Here is a 13,409-nt window from a genome sequence, read left to right as displayed (position 1 = left end):
ATTGATTATCTTGAAAATATAAAAAGCAAGTCACCAAATAATAGAGCCAAGACGATTATCTTTAAGCTTGCTATATCCCTTTAAAACAACCTAATGAAAATTAGGGTATGGCACTTACTAGGTCTTATGCTAGTACTTAATTTAAAGATTTGCTAGAAATACTTTACATTTAGTCGTAGGAAAAAGAAGAAAAATTTCAATTAAGATTAATGAAGGTTGTTATTTGAACAATTAACGAGCATTTTATGATATTACACTTAAATAGAGATAGGATATTTGCTAAGGAAATCTAAACAGACGAATAGTTAAGCCAAGATAGCATTAAATGTTCAATAAAAATAAAAAAGGCCGATAATTGAATTAACAGTTATCGGCCTTTTAGCATTCTATAAAATATTAATTACAACACGTGAACAGAAGAGGTATTAGTTGTGCCGCTCTGGACTAATGCACCCGATACCATGACAACTGCATCACCTTCAGCCGCTAAACCACTTTCTAATGCAGCACGTTTACCTTCGCGGTAGAAATCATCTGTAGAAGTGAAACCACCCACAATCATTGGGATCACACCTTTAACTAACAGTAACTGGCGTGCTGTTTCTTCATTCGTGGTTAATGCAAGAATTGGCGCAGTCGGGAAGTATTTACGAACAGACTTCGCGGATTTACCACCGTAAGTTGCAACAACAATCAGCGGAACGTCTAATTTTTCAGACATTTCAACCGCACCACGACATACCGCTTCAGTAACGCGTAAACGTTGGCTTGGTTTTTGGTTGTCAATGCGGGTTGGCATTACGCGATCAGTACGTTCACAGATAGTTGCCATGATGGTCACAGCTTCTACTGGGTATTTACCTTTCGCACTTTCACCTGACAACATAACTGCGTCAGTACCGTCTAAAATGGCGTTAGCCACGTCGCCTGCTTCAGCGCGAGTAGGGCGTGGGTTTTTGATCATTGAATCTAACATTTGTGTTGCAGTAATAACGACTTTGCGAGCCTTAACACATTTTTCAATCATCATTTTTTGCGCGAAAATAACTTCTTCGACTGGGATCTCAACACCTAAGTCACCACGAGCAACCATGATGCCGTCAGAGGCTTCTAAGATCTCATCAAAATTGTTTAAACCTTCTTGGTTTTCAATTTTAGAAATAATTTGGATGTTTTCGCCACCGTGTTTTTTCAGATGAGTACGAATTTCTTCAACATCAGAGCGTTTGCGGATGAAAGATGCTGCAACGAAATCAACACCTTGTTCGCAACCAAATACGAGGTCTTCTTTGTCTTTTTCTGCTAAGGCTGGTAGGCCGATTGAAACGCCTGGTAGGTTGACGCCTTTTTTCTCGCCCAGGTCGCCGTTGTTTAAGACTTCACAAACCACTTCAGTTGCGGTGACATTGGTAACTTTCATACCAATAAGGCCATCATCGACTAACACTGTGTTACCGACTTTTAGGTCAGCTGTTAAGCCAGCGTAAGTGACAGCAACTTTATCTTTATTACCGACGACAGATGTGTCAGTGGTAAACGTAAAGGTTTGACCTGCAACGAGAGAAACATCGTTACCGCCTTCTAATTTCATGGTGCGGATTTCAGGGCCTTTAGTGTCCAGCAGGATAGCTGCTTGTTTACCAGTTTTTGCACAAACAGAGCGAAGATTTTTGATACGTTGACCGTGTTCTTCATAGTCACCGTGGGAGAAATTCAGACGCATGACGTTCATGCCTGCATCTAACAGTTGGGTCAGTTTTTCTTCAGATTCGGTTTTTGGACCGATAGTACAAACAATTTTGGTTTTTTTCATGGCAGTCTATCTAAGGTTATAAAGGAAATCGGTATTGCCGCCGATGCTTAGTGCGCATGATAAAACTTGTTGCGCAACTCATTTATAAGAATAGGCGACAGTCTGGTGTTAAATTCAATATTATAATGAAACTTGTCACAATTTGATTCTAATTATAGTGTAGTCGACAAACTTCATTAAAGCTAACATACTGATTTATTGCTGGTGAAACCTTTCAGCCAGCGCGAGTATTATAGACAACAAAAAACTGTGAGACAAATCAAATTTTACTAAATTGAATGAAGAAATAGCTAAGATCAATTATTCGGTTGATTTTATATGAGTTAAATTGTTGCGCAACAAAATAAGACAAGTTTAAGTGACAATCAAGGAAAATATTGGAATATAAATGAAGGTGTTAGGAAATGGTGCGTCCGAGTAGACTCGAACTACCGACCCCCACCATGTCAAGGTGGTGCTCTAACCAACTGAGCTACGGACGCACTGAGAATTAACGCATTGTGTTAACTTGAAATGGTGCGTCCGAGTAGACTCGAACTACCGACCCCCACCATGTCAAGGTGGTGCTCTAACCAACTGAGCTACGGACGCACTGAAATTAACGTGTTGTGTTAACTAGAATGGTGCGTCCGAGTAGACTCGAACTACCGACCCCCACCATGTCAAGGTGGTGCTCTAACCAACTGAGCTACGGACGCGCTTAAAACTTCTAGGTGACAACGGGGACGAATATTAACGTTATGCCGTGAATCTGGCAAGGGGAAAATGTAATTTCGCGACAGTTTGCTCGTATTTAAAACTATCTGGTGCGAAATACATCTTCCCACACAATAAATTGCTTAAAAAACCGACAATTAGCGTGTTGAACGAAGTAGGACAACTTGCTCTGGTTGCTTATGGATCCACATAATGCGTGTTGCCATACCCACCGCAGCGGCACTTAGCCCAACAATAAAGCCTATCCAGAAACCTTTTGGCCCCATTGCAGGTCCAATATAGTCAGTTAAGGCTAAAATATAGCCGGTAGGTAAACCTAATAACCAATAAGCAGTGAACGTAATAAAGAAGATTGAGCGAGTATCTTTATAGCCACGTAAAATCCCTGCGCCAATAACTTGCACGGAATCCGATAATTGATAGATAGCAGCGTAAAGCATTAAACTGGATGCTAAAACAACCACTTCAGGGTTTTTGTTATACATCATTGCAATTGGTTCACGGAAAACAGCGGTAAAAATTGCAGTAATCGTTGCGACCATTAAGCCAACAGCAAGGCCTGTATAAGAAGACACTTTAGCAGCTTCGGTGGATTGCTGACCTAAGTTATAACCTACGCGAATGGTTGCAGCGATCCCCAGTGATAATGGGAACATAAACATCACCGAGCTGAAGTTAAGCGCAACTTGGTGGCCAGCAACGGCAACAACGCCTAATGGTGCAACTAACAGTGCAACAACGGCAAATAACGTGACTTCGAAGAACAGCGCTAAGCCAATTGGCGTACCTAGCACAATAATTCGCTTTAAAATTAATGGATTTGGCGATGTGAAAGGAACAGTAGGGCGAATATCGCGCTGAGCAGAAGCACGTTTCACATACCATCTCATCATCATGCACATAGCCCAATACACTGAGGCAGTTGCCACACCACAGCCTACGCCGCCAAGAGCAGGGGCACCGAAGTGACCATAGATAAAGATATAGTTAATTGGAATATTGACCATTAAGCCCAGAAAACCAATCACCATCCCCGGTTTAGTTTTCGAAAGGCCTTCACATTGGCTACGGTAGACTTGATAGAATAAATACCCCGGCGCACCCCACATGATGGCATGCAAGAAACGAACGGATTTATCAGCAAGTTCTGGGTCAATGTGTGGCATGTTGCTAATAATTAGCTGGCTATTATAAAGCAAACACATAATACCCAAGGCTAAAAATAGTGCGAGCCATAATCCTTGTTGAATTTGATCGCCAATTAAATTGCGGCGGCCGGACCCGTTCATTTGAGCAACGATAGGGGTCAACGCCATTAGCAGCCCCTGACCAAAAAGAATAGCTGGCAGCCAGATGGAGAACCCAACTGCAACTGCGGACATCTCGATTTCACTGACGCTACCTGCCATAACCGTATCGACAAACCCCATGGCGGTTTGTGAAAACTGAGCTAGAACGATAGGAATACCGAGAGCCAACAAGCTACGCGCTTCTGTAAAATATTTCTGCACGCATACACCTTTATAATAAAAATAATGAAGAAGAAAAAACGAGAAAAATAAATGCTTTAGCAATAAATCAAAGTATTATTAAAACCCTTTATTCTATCTCTTTTACCTATGCTTTCCAATAAAGATATACTGCTTATTAATGAAAGAGCACTTTTGTCTCTTAGTGTATTTGATTACAGCTAGTTATTAAGTCTGTATCTCATCACTCAAATAAGATAGATCTCAAAAAATTCTTAGGTAAACTGAACTAATTAATTCACGACACAGAGAGTCATTATGTTTACAGGTATTGTTCAAGCGACCGCTCCAATTGTTGAAATTACGGAAAGAGCGAATTTTCGTACTCATGTCATGAAATTCACCCCTGAATTACTGGTTGGTTTAGAAACTGGCGCCTCTGTAGCCCATAACGGTTGCTGTTTGACGGTTACTAAAATTGATGGTGAAAGAGTCAGCTTTGATCTAATTAAAGAAACACTCCGTTTGACAAATTTGGGTGCATTGCAAGAAGGGGATGTTGTCAATATTGAGCGTGCTGCGAAATATGGTGATGAAATTGGCGGTCATGTAGTGTCTGGGCATATCATGACCACCGCGGAAATCAGTAAAATTTTCACTTCAGAAGACAATCATCAAATTTGGCTATCCATCCATGATAAAGCATTGATGAAATACATTTTACATAAAGGGTTTGTCGCTATTGATGGTATTAGCCTCACGGTTGGTGATGTGATCAATAACCGGTTCTGCGTGCATTTAATTCCTGAAACATTGGAAAGAACAACATTAGGCCAAAAACGCTTAGGGGATAAAATTAATATTGAGATAGACCCTCAAACCCAAGCAATTGTGGATACTGTTGAGCGAGTACTCAGTCAAAAAGAACAAGAAAAGTTATTGCGACAAGGAAATGACGCTGTCGAAGAGGCCCAAGCAGAATAAGTAGTGAGTGGCGGCTGAAAATTAATGAGGCTATAGTAGATACAATCATACTATAGCCTGAATAAATACATGAATTTTAGATTTATTTAGGATAAAGGTGCTTAATCAAGTGTAAAGTTGTCAGAAATATCGAGTCAATAACACCACAGACTGCCAAAACAGCTAATTTGATTAAAACCTTGTTTTTTTGATTGGTTATTTTTCACTAAAATTAACAGAAAAACTGGCTTTATCACGTTCAATCGCTTCAACTAAACGCCTAAAGTGTGGGCTATTTTTGTGCATTTCGAGAGCATGGGTGCTTTCCCACTCTTCAAAAACAATATAGCCATTTTCTTTTGCCATAAGATCATATTGAATACAGCCTTTCTCACGGCGGCTTAGTTTTGCTAAGTCACGAACGATTTCCCTCGTTAAATACCCATCCGTTATTTCAGTTGTAATTTGGGCATACACAACAATACTCATTCCGTTCTCCTTATGTATTAAGAACTATCTTAATGGGTACTTGGTTTTTGTATTGTAAAAAAGCGAATAATCTGATTTTAAAAAGGCCGACGGGGTCATAGTAAAGTATCTTTTGAAATCTCGGTAGAAATGAGATTGATCATAATAGCCTGTTTCAAACCAGCGATAAGTATCTTGATCTATTACCATGGTTTTCAAAACGTGTTCTAAGCGGCAATTGATCTGGTAGCGTTTAGGTGTGATTCCGTACTCTTTTAAAAACTCTTTTTGAATGACACGCTGATGCAAGCCTGTTTCATCAGCTATATCGGTGATTTTTTTTGTTGGATTACGATAGAGTAATTCGATGATTTCATCCGTGAAATGCGGCTTTTTGGTCGCTTTAGTTTGTGTAAAGCAATCTAACAACTCTTTAAAAGAGGAGCAGGCGAGTGCTTCAAACCAGTTATCTTGCCATATTTCACCAAGGGCAATGGGCCTATCCGTATAATTAAATGTACGTTGGGGTAATAAGAAACGTAAAGCGTCATGGCGAATACGCAATACCATGGTTTTTGCATGGTTGGGGTTTGCTGTAAATGTATTGATTCTTGGTATGATGAGTTGAAATGGATTGGTTGTGGAGCGGCCGTCGGCAGACATACAAAAGGGATCCGATGAAACCCAAATTTCAGCCCCTGTTCCCGGAAAAATTTTAATCGTACCAGTGAATTCTTTGATAATTAAAATAGAACTAACAAAGCCTTTCAATTCATCTGGTGGATAATATTGTTTCAACATCATACTTGAGCACTCATTATTTGATATGGTAATGATAGCGTTTTTTAACAAGAAAAATAACCATTGAAAGTATGAATTTTAGGAGATAAAAAAATAAAATGACTTATTTTTAGTGGAATACGCTTTAATTAGGTAAAGGTCATTAATGGATGATGCGTTAAAGTGTTTTTTTAAGCAAACACTTCTTATTACTGAATATGACAAAAGTGCAGTCAATGTCTACAGTTAGCTTAAGAATGATATCTTTGATGAATTGGTTGGCTGTAATAAAAAACTGCGCCGCATAGTAGCGGCACAGTGTATAACGAATCTAAAACAATTAATTTGCTTGGCAATCAACAGGTTTTAACGATTTTTCATCTTTGATAGCGTAGCGTTGCATAAAGTAACCAATCGCCATTGGGATAATGGTAAAGGCCATCACACCCGTTGTTGCAAGAAGTGGGTCAAAGGCTAAAGCGGAAACGAGCAAACTTGCCAAGAAACATAAGCCAAGTTGTAAGGCGTTTTGTAAGGCTGCTGCTTTACCACTTGCGGTAGGGAAGGTATTAAGTGCCTTTGAAACGGCTATTGGATACGAAGCCCCATTCATGGCAGCCATAAAGCAAAATGGAATTAAAATCATGGTTAATGATGGTGTGGTATAGATAGCCATGATGAATAAGATGGACATGCTAACCGCATAACCAATTAATAGCAGTGGAAATAAGGTTTCAGCGCGTACTTTGGCTAAAACAAAACGGCAACCATAGCCACCAACAATGAAAGCAAGAGTTTGAGGGATATAGCTTAATCCAATATCTGCGGGGTTAAAGCCCATATTGCGCAGAATAAAGGGGGAGCCAGTTAGCCAAGCAAAAAAGCCCGCACTGCAAGAGGCATAAACTAAAACGTTGCCACTGAAGATTGGCGAACTCAGTAATTTACCAAATGAGATTTTGGCTTGAGGCTGGTTTTCATCCTCGTGCTTTTTGACAGACACATTCTTGAGGAAAAATGTTGGTAATAGTAATAACACACCGACAGCCATTAAGATTAAAAAGATAGCTTCCCAAGTTTGGTGCTCAAGTATCCACGCACCTAATAATGGTGCAAGCGCAGGGGATAGGGCGACTAATGGCATGATGGATGCGAAAACTTTTTGTGTACTTGCTTCATCATAACGGTCGATAACAAGGGCTTGCCACAAAACGGCGGCGGAGCACACACCAACGGCTTGTAAAAAACGCAAGGTTAATAATTGTGTCGCTGTAGTGACCCAAAAAATCGCTAAGCTGCTCACAATAAAGATGGTAAGGCCGACAATTAACACAGGTTTTCGACCAAGTTTATCTGAAAGTGGCCCCCAAAGTAGCTGAGCAAACGCAAAGCCCGCTAAAAAGATACTGAGAGAAGCACTGATAGCCCCTTCGGTTGTGTGCAAAGAAGTCTGCATTGCACCAAAAGCAGGCAGGTACATATCAATGGCTAAAAACCCCAACATGCTTAATCCAGCAAGGTAAAGCATAAATCCAGGGGAATTTTTTTTCACAGTCGTCATAATGATTTACTTATCTAATATTTAAAAAAATGTTAACGGTAGTGCCATTGTATAGGCTATTTTTTTGTGTTGTGAAACGGTAATATTTGGATCTTGCTATCAAAATATTTGAAAGGAAATGCTATGTGGTCTGCTCATGCTCTTGAAGTGATTGATGCGGTTGCTCGGACGGGGAGTTTCAGTGGTGCCGCAGATGAGTTGCACCGCGTGCCTTCGGCAATTAGCTATACAGTGAAACAAGTTGAAGAATGGTTGGCTGTCCCTTTGTTCGAGCGGCGACATCGAGACGTCGTTTTAACCGAAGCAGGATTGATTTTTATTAAAGAAAGTCGTTCTGTTATCAAAAAAATGACAGAAACTCGCCATCAATGCCAGCAGGCTGCAAATGGTTGGCGGGGGCAATTTAGCATTGCGGTTGACTGTATCGTTAAGCCGCAACGGACCGAACAGCTTATTCTCGATTTTTATCGCCATTTCCCTGATATTGAATTGTATATACACCCTGAAGTTTTTAATGGCGTTTGGGATGCTTTAGCTGATGGGCGGGTGGATGTCGCTATTGGTGCGACACGGGCATCACCGATTGGCGAGCGTTATAGCTTTCGAGATATGGGGTTTATGCCGTGGATGTGTGTCGCAAGTCCTGAGCACCCCTTAGCGAAAATAAAGCATAGCCTAACAGATGATGAAATGCGCCAATATCCAAGTTTGTGCTTAGAAGATACGTCTCGTAGCTTACCTAAGCGCGATACTTGGGCACTGGATAACCAACGACGTTTAGTGGTTCCCTATTGGGAAAATGGTTTAGCGTGTTTGGCTAATGGGTTGTGTGTAGGGATGGTACCTGAGCATCGTGCAGCACCGTTATGCACGGAAGGCAAATTGGTGGAATTGACGCTAGCACAGCCATTTCCACCTAGCCCATGTTGTTTAACGTGGGTAGAGAAAAATACTTCTCCAGCGTTGAGTTGGTTATTAGATTATCTTGGCGATAATGAAACTCTCAACGCGGAATGGTTATCAACATAGTATCGATTATCGACGGTAGTCGATAAATGGCCCATCAGCAACAGAACGGCGCTCAACAAGGCGAGGGTGAACTTCGATAGTTTGAGCGTCTTCGCGCTTATTCACAATACGGTCTAGTAACATAGCGAAAGCCATTTGGCCTAAACGCTCTTTAGGCTGATGGATTGTTGTCAATGCAGGGGTAAAATAGCGCGCATTGCGCACATTATCGTAACCAATGATTGAAATGTCTTGTGGGACGCGTAGACCCATTTCATCTGCCGCACAGATAGCGCCCATTGCCATGATATCACCACCACAGAAAACAGCAGTAGGGCGCTGTTTATGGCTTAAAATCTGCATCATCGCTTTATAGCCTGATTCAGGCTCAAAATCCCCTTGAACAATCCACTCATCTTTTAGGGTCACTTTGGCTTCTTCCATGGCTTTTTGGAAGCCAGTCAGACGGCCAATCCCTGTATTTCGTTCAAGGGAACCTGGGATCACACCAATGTCACGGTGACCGCGGTCAATGAGATAACGCCCTGCGAGATAGCCTCCATGGAATGAATTATCGATAATGCTATCGGTGAAATCCCCGCGGGAAGTTCCCCAATCCATCACAACCATTGGGATATTACGATAATCTTCCAGCATTCCGATAAGGGTCTCTGGGTATTCGGAACACATAACCAGTAAGCCATCGACACGTTTTTGCGCCAACATCTGTAAGTAGGCTTTTTGTTTACCTAAGTTATTGTGAGAGTTACAGAGGATCAGTGTATAACCTTTTTCGTAGCAGCTATTTTCAACGGACTCAATAACTTCTGCAAAGTAAGGGGCCTCGCTTGATGTTGCTAACAAACCAATCGATTTGGTGTGATTCACTTTTAAACTACGGGCAACCGCACTAGGTGAATAATTGAGCGCTTTTATCGCAGCCCAAACTGCCGCTTTGGTATCATCTGCCACAAAGCGCGTTTTATTAATAACATGGGATACGGTAGTGGTAGAGACGCCAGCGCGTTTCGCCACATCTTTAATCGTTGCCATGGGGGAATAAAACTCCTGACCAACTATAGGTCTCTCTAAGAATTCTAGTTAAAAAATTACCTGCATATTGATGCATAGATCCTTTGCTGGCAATAATTTAGCGATTTGTTGTCGATTTTGTCTGATCTAGCGCAAAAACGAAAGAAATAATTGATGTTATAACATGTGATATAGACACTGGTTTTGCTTTTTTGGATGTGTATACTCATTAACCTTAATGTTTGTGTGGTTATAGTTAATTCAATTTTGTTAGGATGAGAGGAACTCATGGATACAGATGTTAAATATGGAATACTAGCAGCAGTGGGTTCATTAGCGATGATTATTTTCATTGCTGTACATTTATTCTAGTTGTGTTTCATCTTCATTGGGTGAATAAATAAGGGCGAGTAATAACTCGCCCTTATTCTATTGAGAAAACATATTAAATTAAGCTAAGTTTTCTTCCACGAATTTCCAGTTAACCAGCGCCCAGAAATTTTCTAAGTATTTAGGGCGAGCATTACGGTAATCGATGTAGTAAGCGTGTTCCCAAATATCAACCGTTAATACAGGTTTGTCGTCACCTGAAATAGGTGTTGCTGCGTTAGAGGTATTAACGATAGCTAAGCTACCATCTGCTTTCTTAACTAACCAAGTCCAGCCTGCGCCAAAATTTTTGGTTGCTGCATCCGTAAATTGCGCTTTAAACTCAGCGAAAGAACCAAATGCTTTATTGATAGCGTCAGCAACTTTACCTGTTGGCTGACCGCCTGCATTTGGCGCTAAGCAATTCCAATAGAAAGTATGGTTCCAAACCTGAGCTGCATTGTTAAATACACCCGCTTCAGACGTTTTGATGATTTCTTCTAAAGACTTACCTTCAAAGTTAGTGCCTTTGATTAAATTGTTTAAGTTAACAACGTAGGTATTGTGGTGTTTACCATAGTGATATTCTAAAGTTTCAGCTGAAATATAAGGTTCTAAAGCATCTTTAGCATACGGTAGAGCGGGAAGTTCAAATGACATGACGTACTCCTTGATTGCTTTTATATCAAAACATATGGGTGTTTGCTCGTAAAGTGAGCGAAATATAGTGTTTTGTTGTTTATCTACAGTTTTATGCCAAATGGCCTGTATGATTCTTAATATGTTAATAGTAACACGATTAGTCCGATAAAGGGCAAATGTAATCGCGTTAATAGCATGTTAACAACCAAATATTTGAGTAATATTTTACTAAGAGATAACGTCGCTAGGTATTTTTCGATGCCAAAAGCGGCCTTCGATGACTATTCAAGCGCATCGAGCATTTCACGAAGAAGAGTCTCTGAAAGTACAGCGTTTGGGCTTGGCGGTAAATCCGTTCTCAGCGTGACATAAGCTGTAATCGCATTTTTTATGGAAGACTTGACTGAGCCTCGGTTGTGGCTAGCAAGCGTACTTGCTAATAATTTCTCTGGATCTAGGCCAAGTTGTTCAATGCGCCTAACTTCTCGTTGGGGCATTCCCGCGCAACGATATAACATTGGTCCCAGGATTTGCTCGCGAAAAAAAGAAATCATGCCAATCGCTTCATAGAGCTCACCACGTGCTAATTTAACGGTTGCATAATGAAGCCAAATCCATGCTCTTTCTTCAAACCAATCTGGTGATTTTTCAGGCCAATGGGGTTGTGATGAGGCTATTTTTGCATTGATGGCATTTTCTTCACGTGCAAATAATATCACTGGGTTTTCAACACGGTGCTCAAGCATATCCAAGGTGATAAATTTTAAATCCACATGTAAAAGTGGCGGGCCATATAAACAGATTAGTAACCTAGGCTCCCCTACATGGTGCCCTGTGAAGGCATTAAGCAGTGTGCCGATATTTTTTGCAAATTTTTGCTTATCAGATTGAATCTCATCGTAGTATTCATCTTTAATGACGATGATAAAATCTAAATCTGAGTATTCATCGAACCCACCATGGACAAGTGAACCGCCGCCAAGCAGCGCATCGGCTCTAATATCATGGCGGATAATCGATATTAAGTGATTGATAAACGAGTGGTGAGAAGGGGGCAACATGTTTCATAGGCTCCTAAATTTTAAAAAGCCTTACAGAATACGTTAATCAAGACATTTATTGATTAAGATTGTATTAAGTAGAATGCGTGCAGATTTTATATAAAGAGAATGCATAGGAACAATAAGGAAGAGTATGGGATTTTGTAACGGATAGTTGGCGTTAGTTCCAGCCAATGAAGGTTCGAATTAAAAAAATCAAATTTATGAATATGATAGCGGTAAGTAAGTAGATAAAAGCCTTGAGAAAAAGGGGAGTGATGTCTGGTTGTTGCCGATTTTTAATAATAAAAAATACAATGAAAATAAAGAATGAAATGAGTATGAGTAAGGTTGTAATGGGGGTGATATGCATAAGGTTTGTATTTTAAAAAAAGATAAGTTTATCCTTATTAGAGAGTAGTGCAAGCATGATGAGTATTTATACTGTTTTTGCTGATGTGCTCTCAGGGCATATGTGTGCGTATTTTTTATTTTTATCTCAGTTTTATTTGGTTGCCGTGTCATGATCCGACATCAAATATGAGCAATACCTATATAAACATTTTTTGTTGTTTTTGGATCAAGACATATCTCAAATATTTATGTTGATCTTGTTTTTTGCGGGTTATGCGACACACCTCCGCTCGATAGAGGGGCGGAATGGTGCTCCTAAGTGGAGGCTATATAGCGATCACTTCCATCTTTGACAAGAAAACCAGTTGTAGATTTAGTGAGGGATATGGTTGGTTTTGTCGTTGCACAAGCTTGTAGTATCTCGTCAATGGCGAATTTTCTCTCGTTATCCAAGTTAATCGTTTCTTTTGATAACAAAGGTTATGATATTTGGGGCTGGTATTAGCTGATCAGATAATAGAGCATGTAGAGGTGTATGAAGAAAATTAAGAATGGGCTAGAAGCCGCGGTTGGCGAAAAACAAGGCATAGATTTATTTGACTTGAATCATAAATAAGTCACAATAGTAGCAAATCAAAGGAGGGGGATTACCCCCTCTTTTTTCATACAAATAGCCGTTGACATATTTAAAACGAAATATCGTATTGCGTAGTATATTTTAGGGCTAAAAATCAACTATCTAGTTGATAAATAAAAATATACTAATCATGTTTAATGTTAAGGAAGTAAAAATGACAACAATTGAAAGAATTGAGCGCCAAATTAAAGAAAACCCAATTTTATTATACATGAAAGGCTCACCAAAACTTCCGAGCTGCGGTTTTTCTGCTCAAGCGGTTCAAGCCCTATCTTCATGTGGTGAGCGCTTTGCTTATGTCGATATCTTACAAAACCCAGATATTCGTGCTGAATTGCCAAAATATGCAAACTGGCCAACTTTCCCACAGTTATGGGTAGATGGTGAACTCGTTGGTGGTTGCGATATCATTATGGAAATGTTCCAACGCGGCGAGCTGCAATCATTAATCAAAGAAACAGCAGATAAATACCGCCCAGAAGATGACGCTAACGCATAATTACTCATAATAACCAGTAAGTGTGCGTAATAAAAAACCGCAGTAGATAAAGGTGAA

The 13,409-nt window shown here is 40.2% G+C and carries 11 protein-coding genes and 3 tRNA genes; 3 read left to right on the top strand and 11 right to left on the bottom strand.

The window, feature by feature from the left end; all coding sequences use genetic code 11:
* Positions 1-400 precede the first annotated feature (400 nt).
* The 5 genes from pykF to J6836_RS09075 form a co-directional block, all read right to left on the bottom strand.
* Positions 401-1,813 carry a pyruvate kinase PykF gene (gene pykF / locus J6836_RS09095; protein ID WP_219248678.1) on the bottom strand — a complete coding sequence of 471 codons (1,413 nt, stop codon included), beginning with the start codon at positions 1,811-1,813 and terminating at the stop codon, positions 401-403.
* Between the two features lie 405 nt (positions 1,814-2,218).
* Positions 2,219-2,295: transfer RNA gene (locus tag J6836_RS09090), tRNA-Val, on the bottom strand.
* 32 nt (positions 2,296-2,327) lie between these two features.
* Positions 2,328-2,404: transfer RNA gene (locus J6836_RS09085), tRNA-Val, on the bottom strand.
* Between the two features lie 30 nt (positions 2,405-2,434).
* Positions 2,435-2,511 (bottom strand) — tRNA-Val (locus tag J6836_RS09080).
* A 156-nt stretch (positions 2,512-2,667) separates the two neighbouring features.
* Complete coding sequence (locus J6836_RS09075) at positions 2,668-4,041, bottom strand: MATE family efflux transporter (RefSeq protein ID WP_219248676.1); 1,374 nt, start codon at positions 4,039-4,041, stop codon at positions 2,668-2,670.
* Positions 4,042-4,317: 276 nt separating this feature from the next.
* Here J6836_RS09075 and J6836_RS09070 point away from each other — a divergent pair, with 276 nt between their 5' ends.
* On the top strand, positions 4,318-4,983 hold the full coding sequence (locus tag J6836_RS09070; RefSeq protein ID WP_219248674.1) for a riboflavin synthase subunit alpha: 666 nt from the start codon (positions 4,318-4,320) through the stop codon (positions 4,981-4,983).
* A gap of 195 nt (positions 4,984-5,178) precedes the next feature.
* Here the strand turns inward: J6836_RS09070 and J6836_RS09065 are convergent, their stop codons facing one another.
* The 3 genes from J6836_RS09065 to punC form a co-directional block, all read right to left on the bottom strand.
* Positions 5,179-5,451: a putative quinol monooxygenase gene (locus J6836_RS09065; protein ID WP_219248672.1), complete on the bottom strand. Its 273-nt coding sequence runs from the start codon at positions 5,449-5,451 to the stop codon at positions 5,179-5,181.
* A gap of 24 nt (positions 5,452-5,475) precedes the next feature.
* Positions 5,476-6,234: a helix-turn-helix transcriptional regulator gene (locus J6836_RS09060; protein WP_255586364.1), complete on the bottom strand. Its 759-nt coding sequence runs from the start codon at positions 6,232-6,234 to the stop codon at positions 5,476-5,478.
* Positions 6,235-6,550: 316 nt separating this feature from the next.
* On the bottom strand, positions 6,551-7,771 hold the full coding sequence (punC, locus tag J6836_RS09055) for a purine nucleoside transporter PunC (RefSeq protein ID WP_219248671.1): 1,221 nt from the start codon (positions 7,769-7,771) through the stop codon (positions 6,551-6,553).
* A gap of 123 nt (positions 7,772-7,894) precedes the next feature.
* Between punC and punR the strand changes: the two genes are divergently transcribed.
* Positions 7,895-8,800, top strand: coding sequence for a DNA-binding transcriptional activator PunR (gene punR, locus J6836_RS09050; protein WP_219248668.1), 906 nt, complete (start codon positions 7,895-7,897; stop codon positions 8,798-8,800).
* Between the two features lie 6 nt (positions 8,801-8,806).
* Here the strand turns inward: punR and purR are convergent, their stop codons facing one another.
* From purR to J6836_RS09035, 3 genes are all read right to left on the bottom strand, one after another.
* Positions 8,807-9,832, bottom strand: coding sequence for an HTH-type transcriptional repressor PurR (gene purR / locus J6836_RS09045; protein WP_219248667.1), 1,026 nt, complete (start codon positions 9,830-9,832; stop codon positions 8,807-8,809).
* Between the two features lie 429 nt (positions 9,833-10,261).
* Positions 10,262-10,840 carry a superoxide dismutase [Fe] gene (sodB, locus tag J6836_RS09040; protein ID WP_219248665.1) on the bottom strand — a complete coding sequence of 193 codons (579 nt, stop codon included), beginning with the start codon at positions 10,838-10,840 and terminating at the stop codon, positions 10,262-10,264.
* 263 nt (positions 10,841-11,103) lie between these two features.
* Complete coding sequence (locus J6836_RS09035; protein ID WP_219248663.1) at positions 11,104-11,883, bottom strand: nucleotidyltransferase domain-containing protein; 780 nt, start codon at positions 11,881-11,883, stop codon at positions 11,104-11,106.
* A gap of 1,124 nt (positions 11,884-13,007) precedes the next feature.
* Here J6836_RS09035 and J6836_RS09030 point away from each other — a divergent pair.
* Entirely contained in the window at positions 13,008-13,352 is a 345-nt protein-coding gene (locus tag J6836_RS09030) for a Grx4 family monothiol glutaredoxin (protein ID WP_206084046.1), read from the top strand.
* Positions 13,353-13,409 lie beyond the last annotated feature (57 nt).

It is taken from the genome of Providencia sp. R33, from assembly GCF_019343475.1.
Taxonomy (GTDB): Bacteria; Pseudomonadota; Gammaproteobacteria; order Enterobacterales; family Enterobacteriaceae; genus Providencia.
This window is presented reverse-complemented; position numbering and strand designations above follow the sequence as displayed.

What these genes read in the sequence shown, in the direction of transcription:
- pykF (WP_219248678.1), bottom strand. Translation starts at nt 1,813, where the DNA reads ATGAAAAAAACCAAAATTGTTTGTACTATCGGTCCAAAAACCGAATCT.
- J6836_RS09070 (WP_219248674.1), top strand. Translation starts at nt 4,318, where the DNA reads ATGTTTACAGGTATTGTTCAAGCGACCGCTCCAATTGTTGAAATTACG.
- J6836_RS09065 (WP_219248672.1), bottom strand. Translation starts at nt 5,451, where the DNA reads ATGAGTATTGTTGTGTATGCCCAAATTACAACTGAAATAACGGATGGG.
- J6836_RS09060 (WP_255586364.1), bottom strand. Translation starts at nt 6,234, where the DNA reads ATGATGTTGAAACAATATTATCCACCAGATGAATTGAAAGGCTTTGTT.
- punC (WP_219248671.1), bottom strand. Translation starts at nt 7,771, where the DNA reads ATGACGACTGTGAAAAAAAATTCCCCTGGATTTATGCTTTACCTTGCT.
- punR (WP_219248668.1), top strand. Translation starts at nt 7,895, where the DNA reads ATGTGGTCTGCTCATGCTCTTGAAGTGATTGATGCGGTTGCTCGGACG.
- purR (WP_219248667.1), bottom strand. Translation starts at nt 9,832, where the DNA reads ATGGCAACGATTAAAGATGTGGCGAAACGCGCTGGCGTCTCTACCACT.
- sodB (WP_219248665.1), bottom strand. Translation starts at nt 10,840, where the DNA reads ATGTCATTTGAACTTCCCGCTCTACCGTATGCTAAAGATGCTTTAGAA.
- J6836_RS09035 (WP_219248663.1), bottom strand. Translation starts at nt 11,883, where the DNA reads ATGTTGCCCCCTTCTCACCACTCGTTTATCAATCACTTAATATCGATT.
- J6836_RS09030 (WP_206084046.1), top strand. Translation starts at nt 13,008, where the DNA reads ATGACAACAATTGAAAGAATTGAGCGCCAAATTAAAGAAAACCCAATT.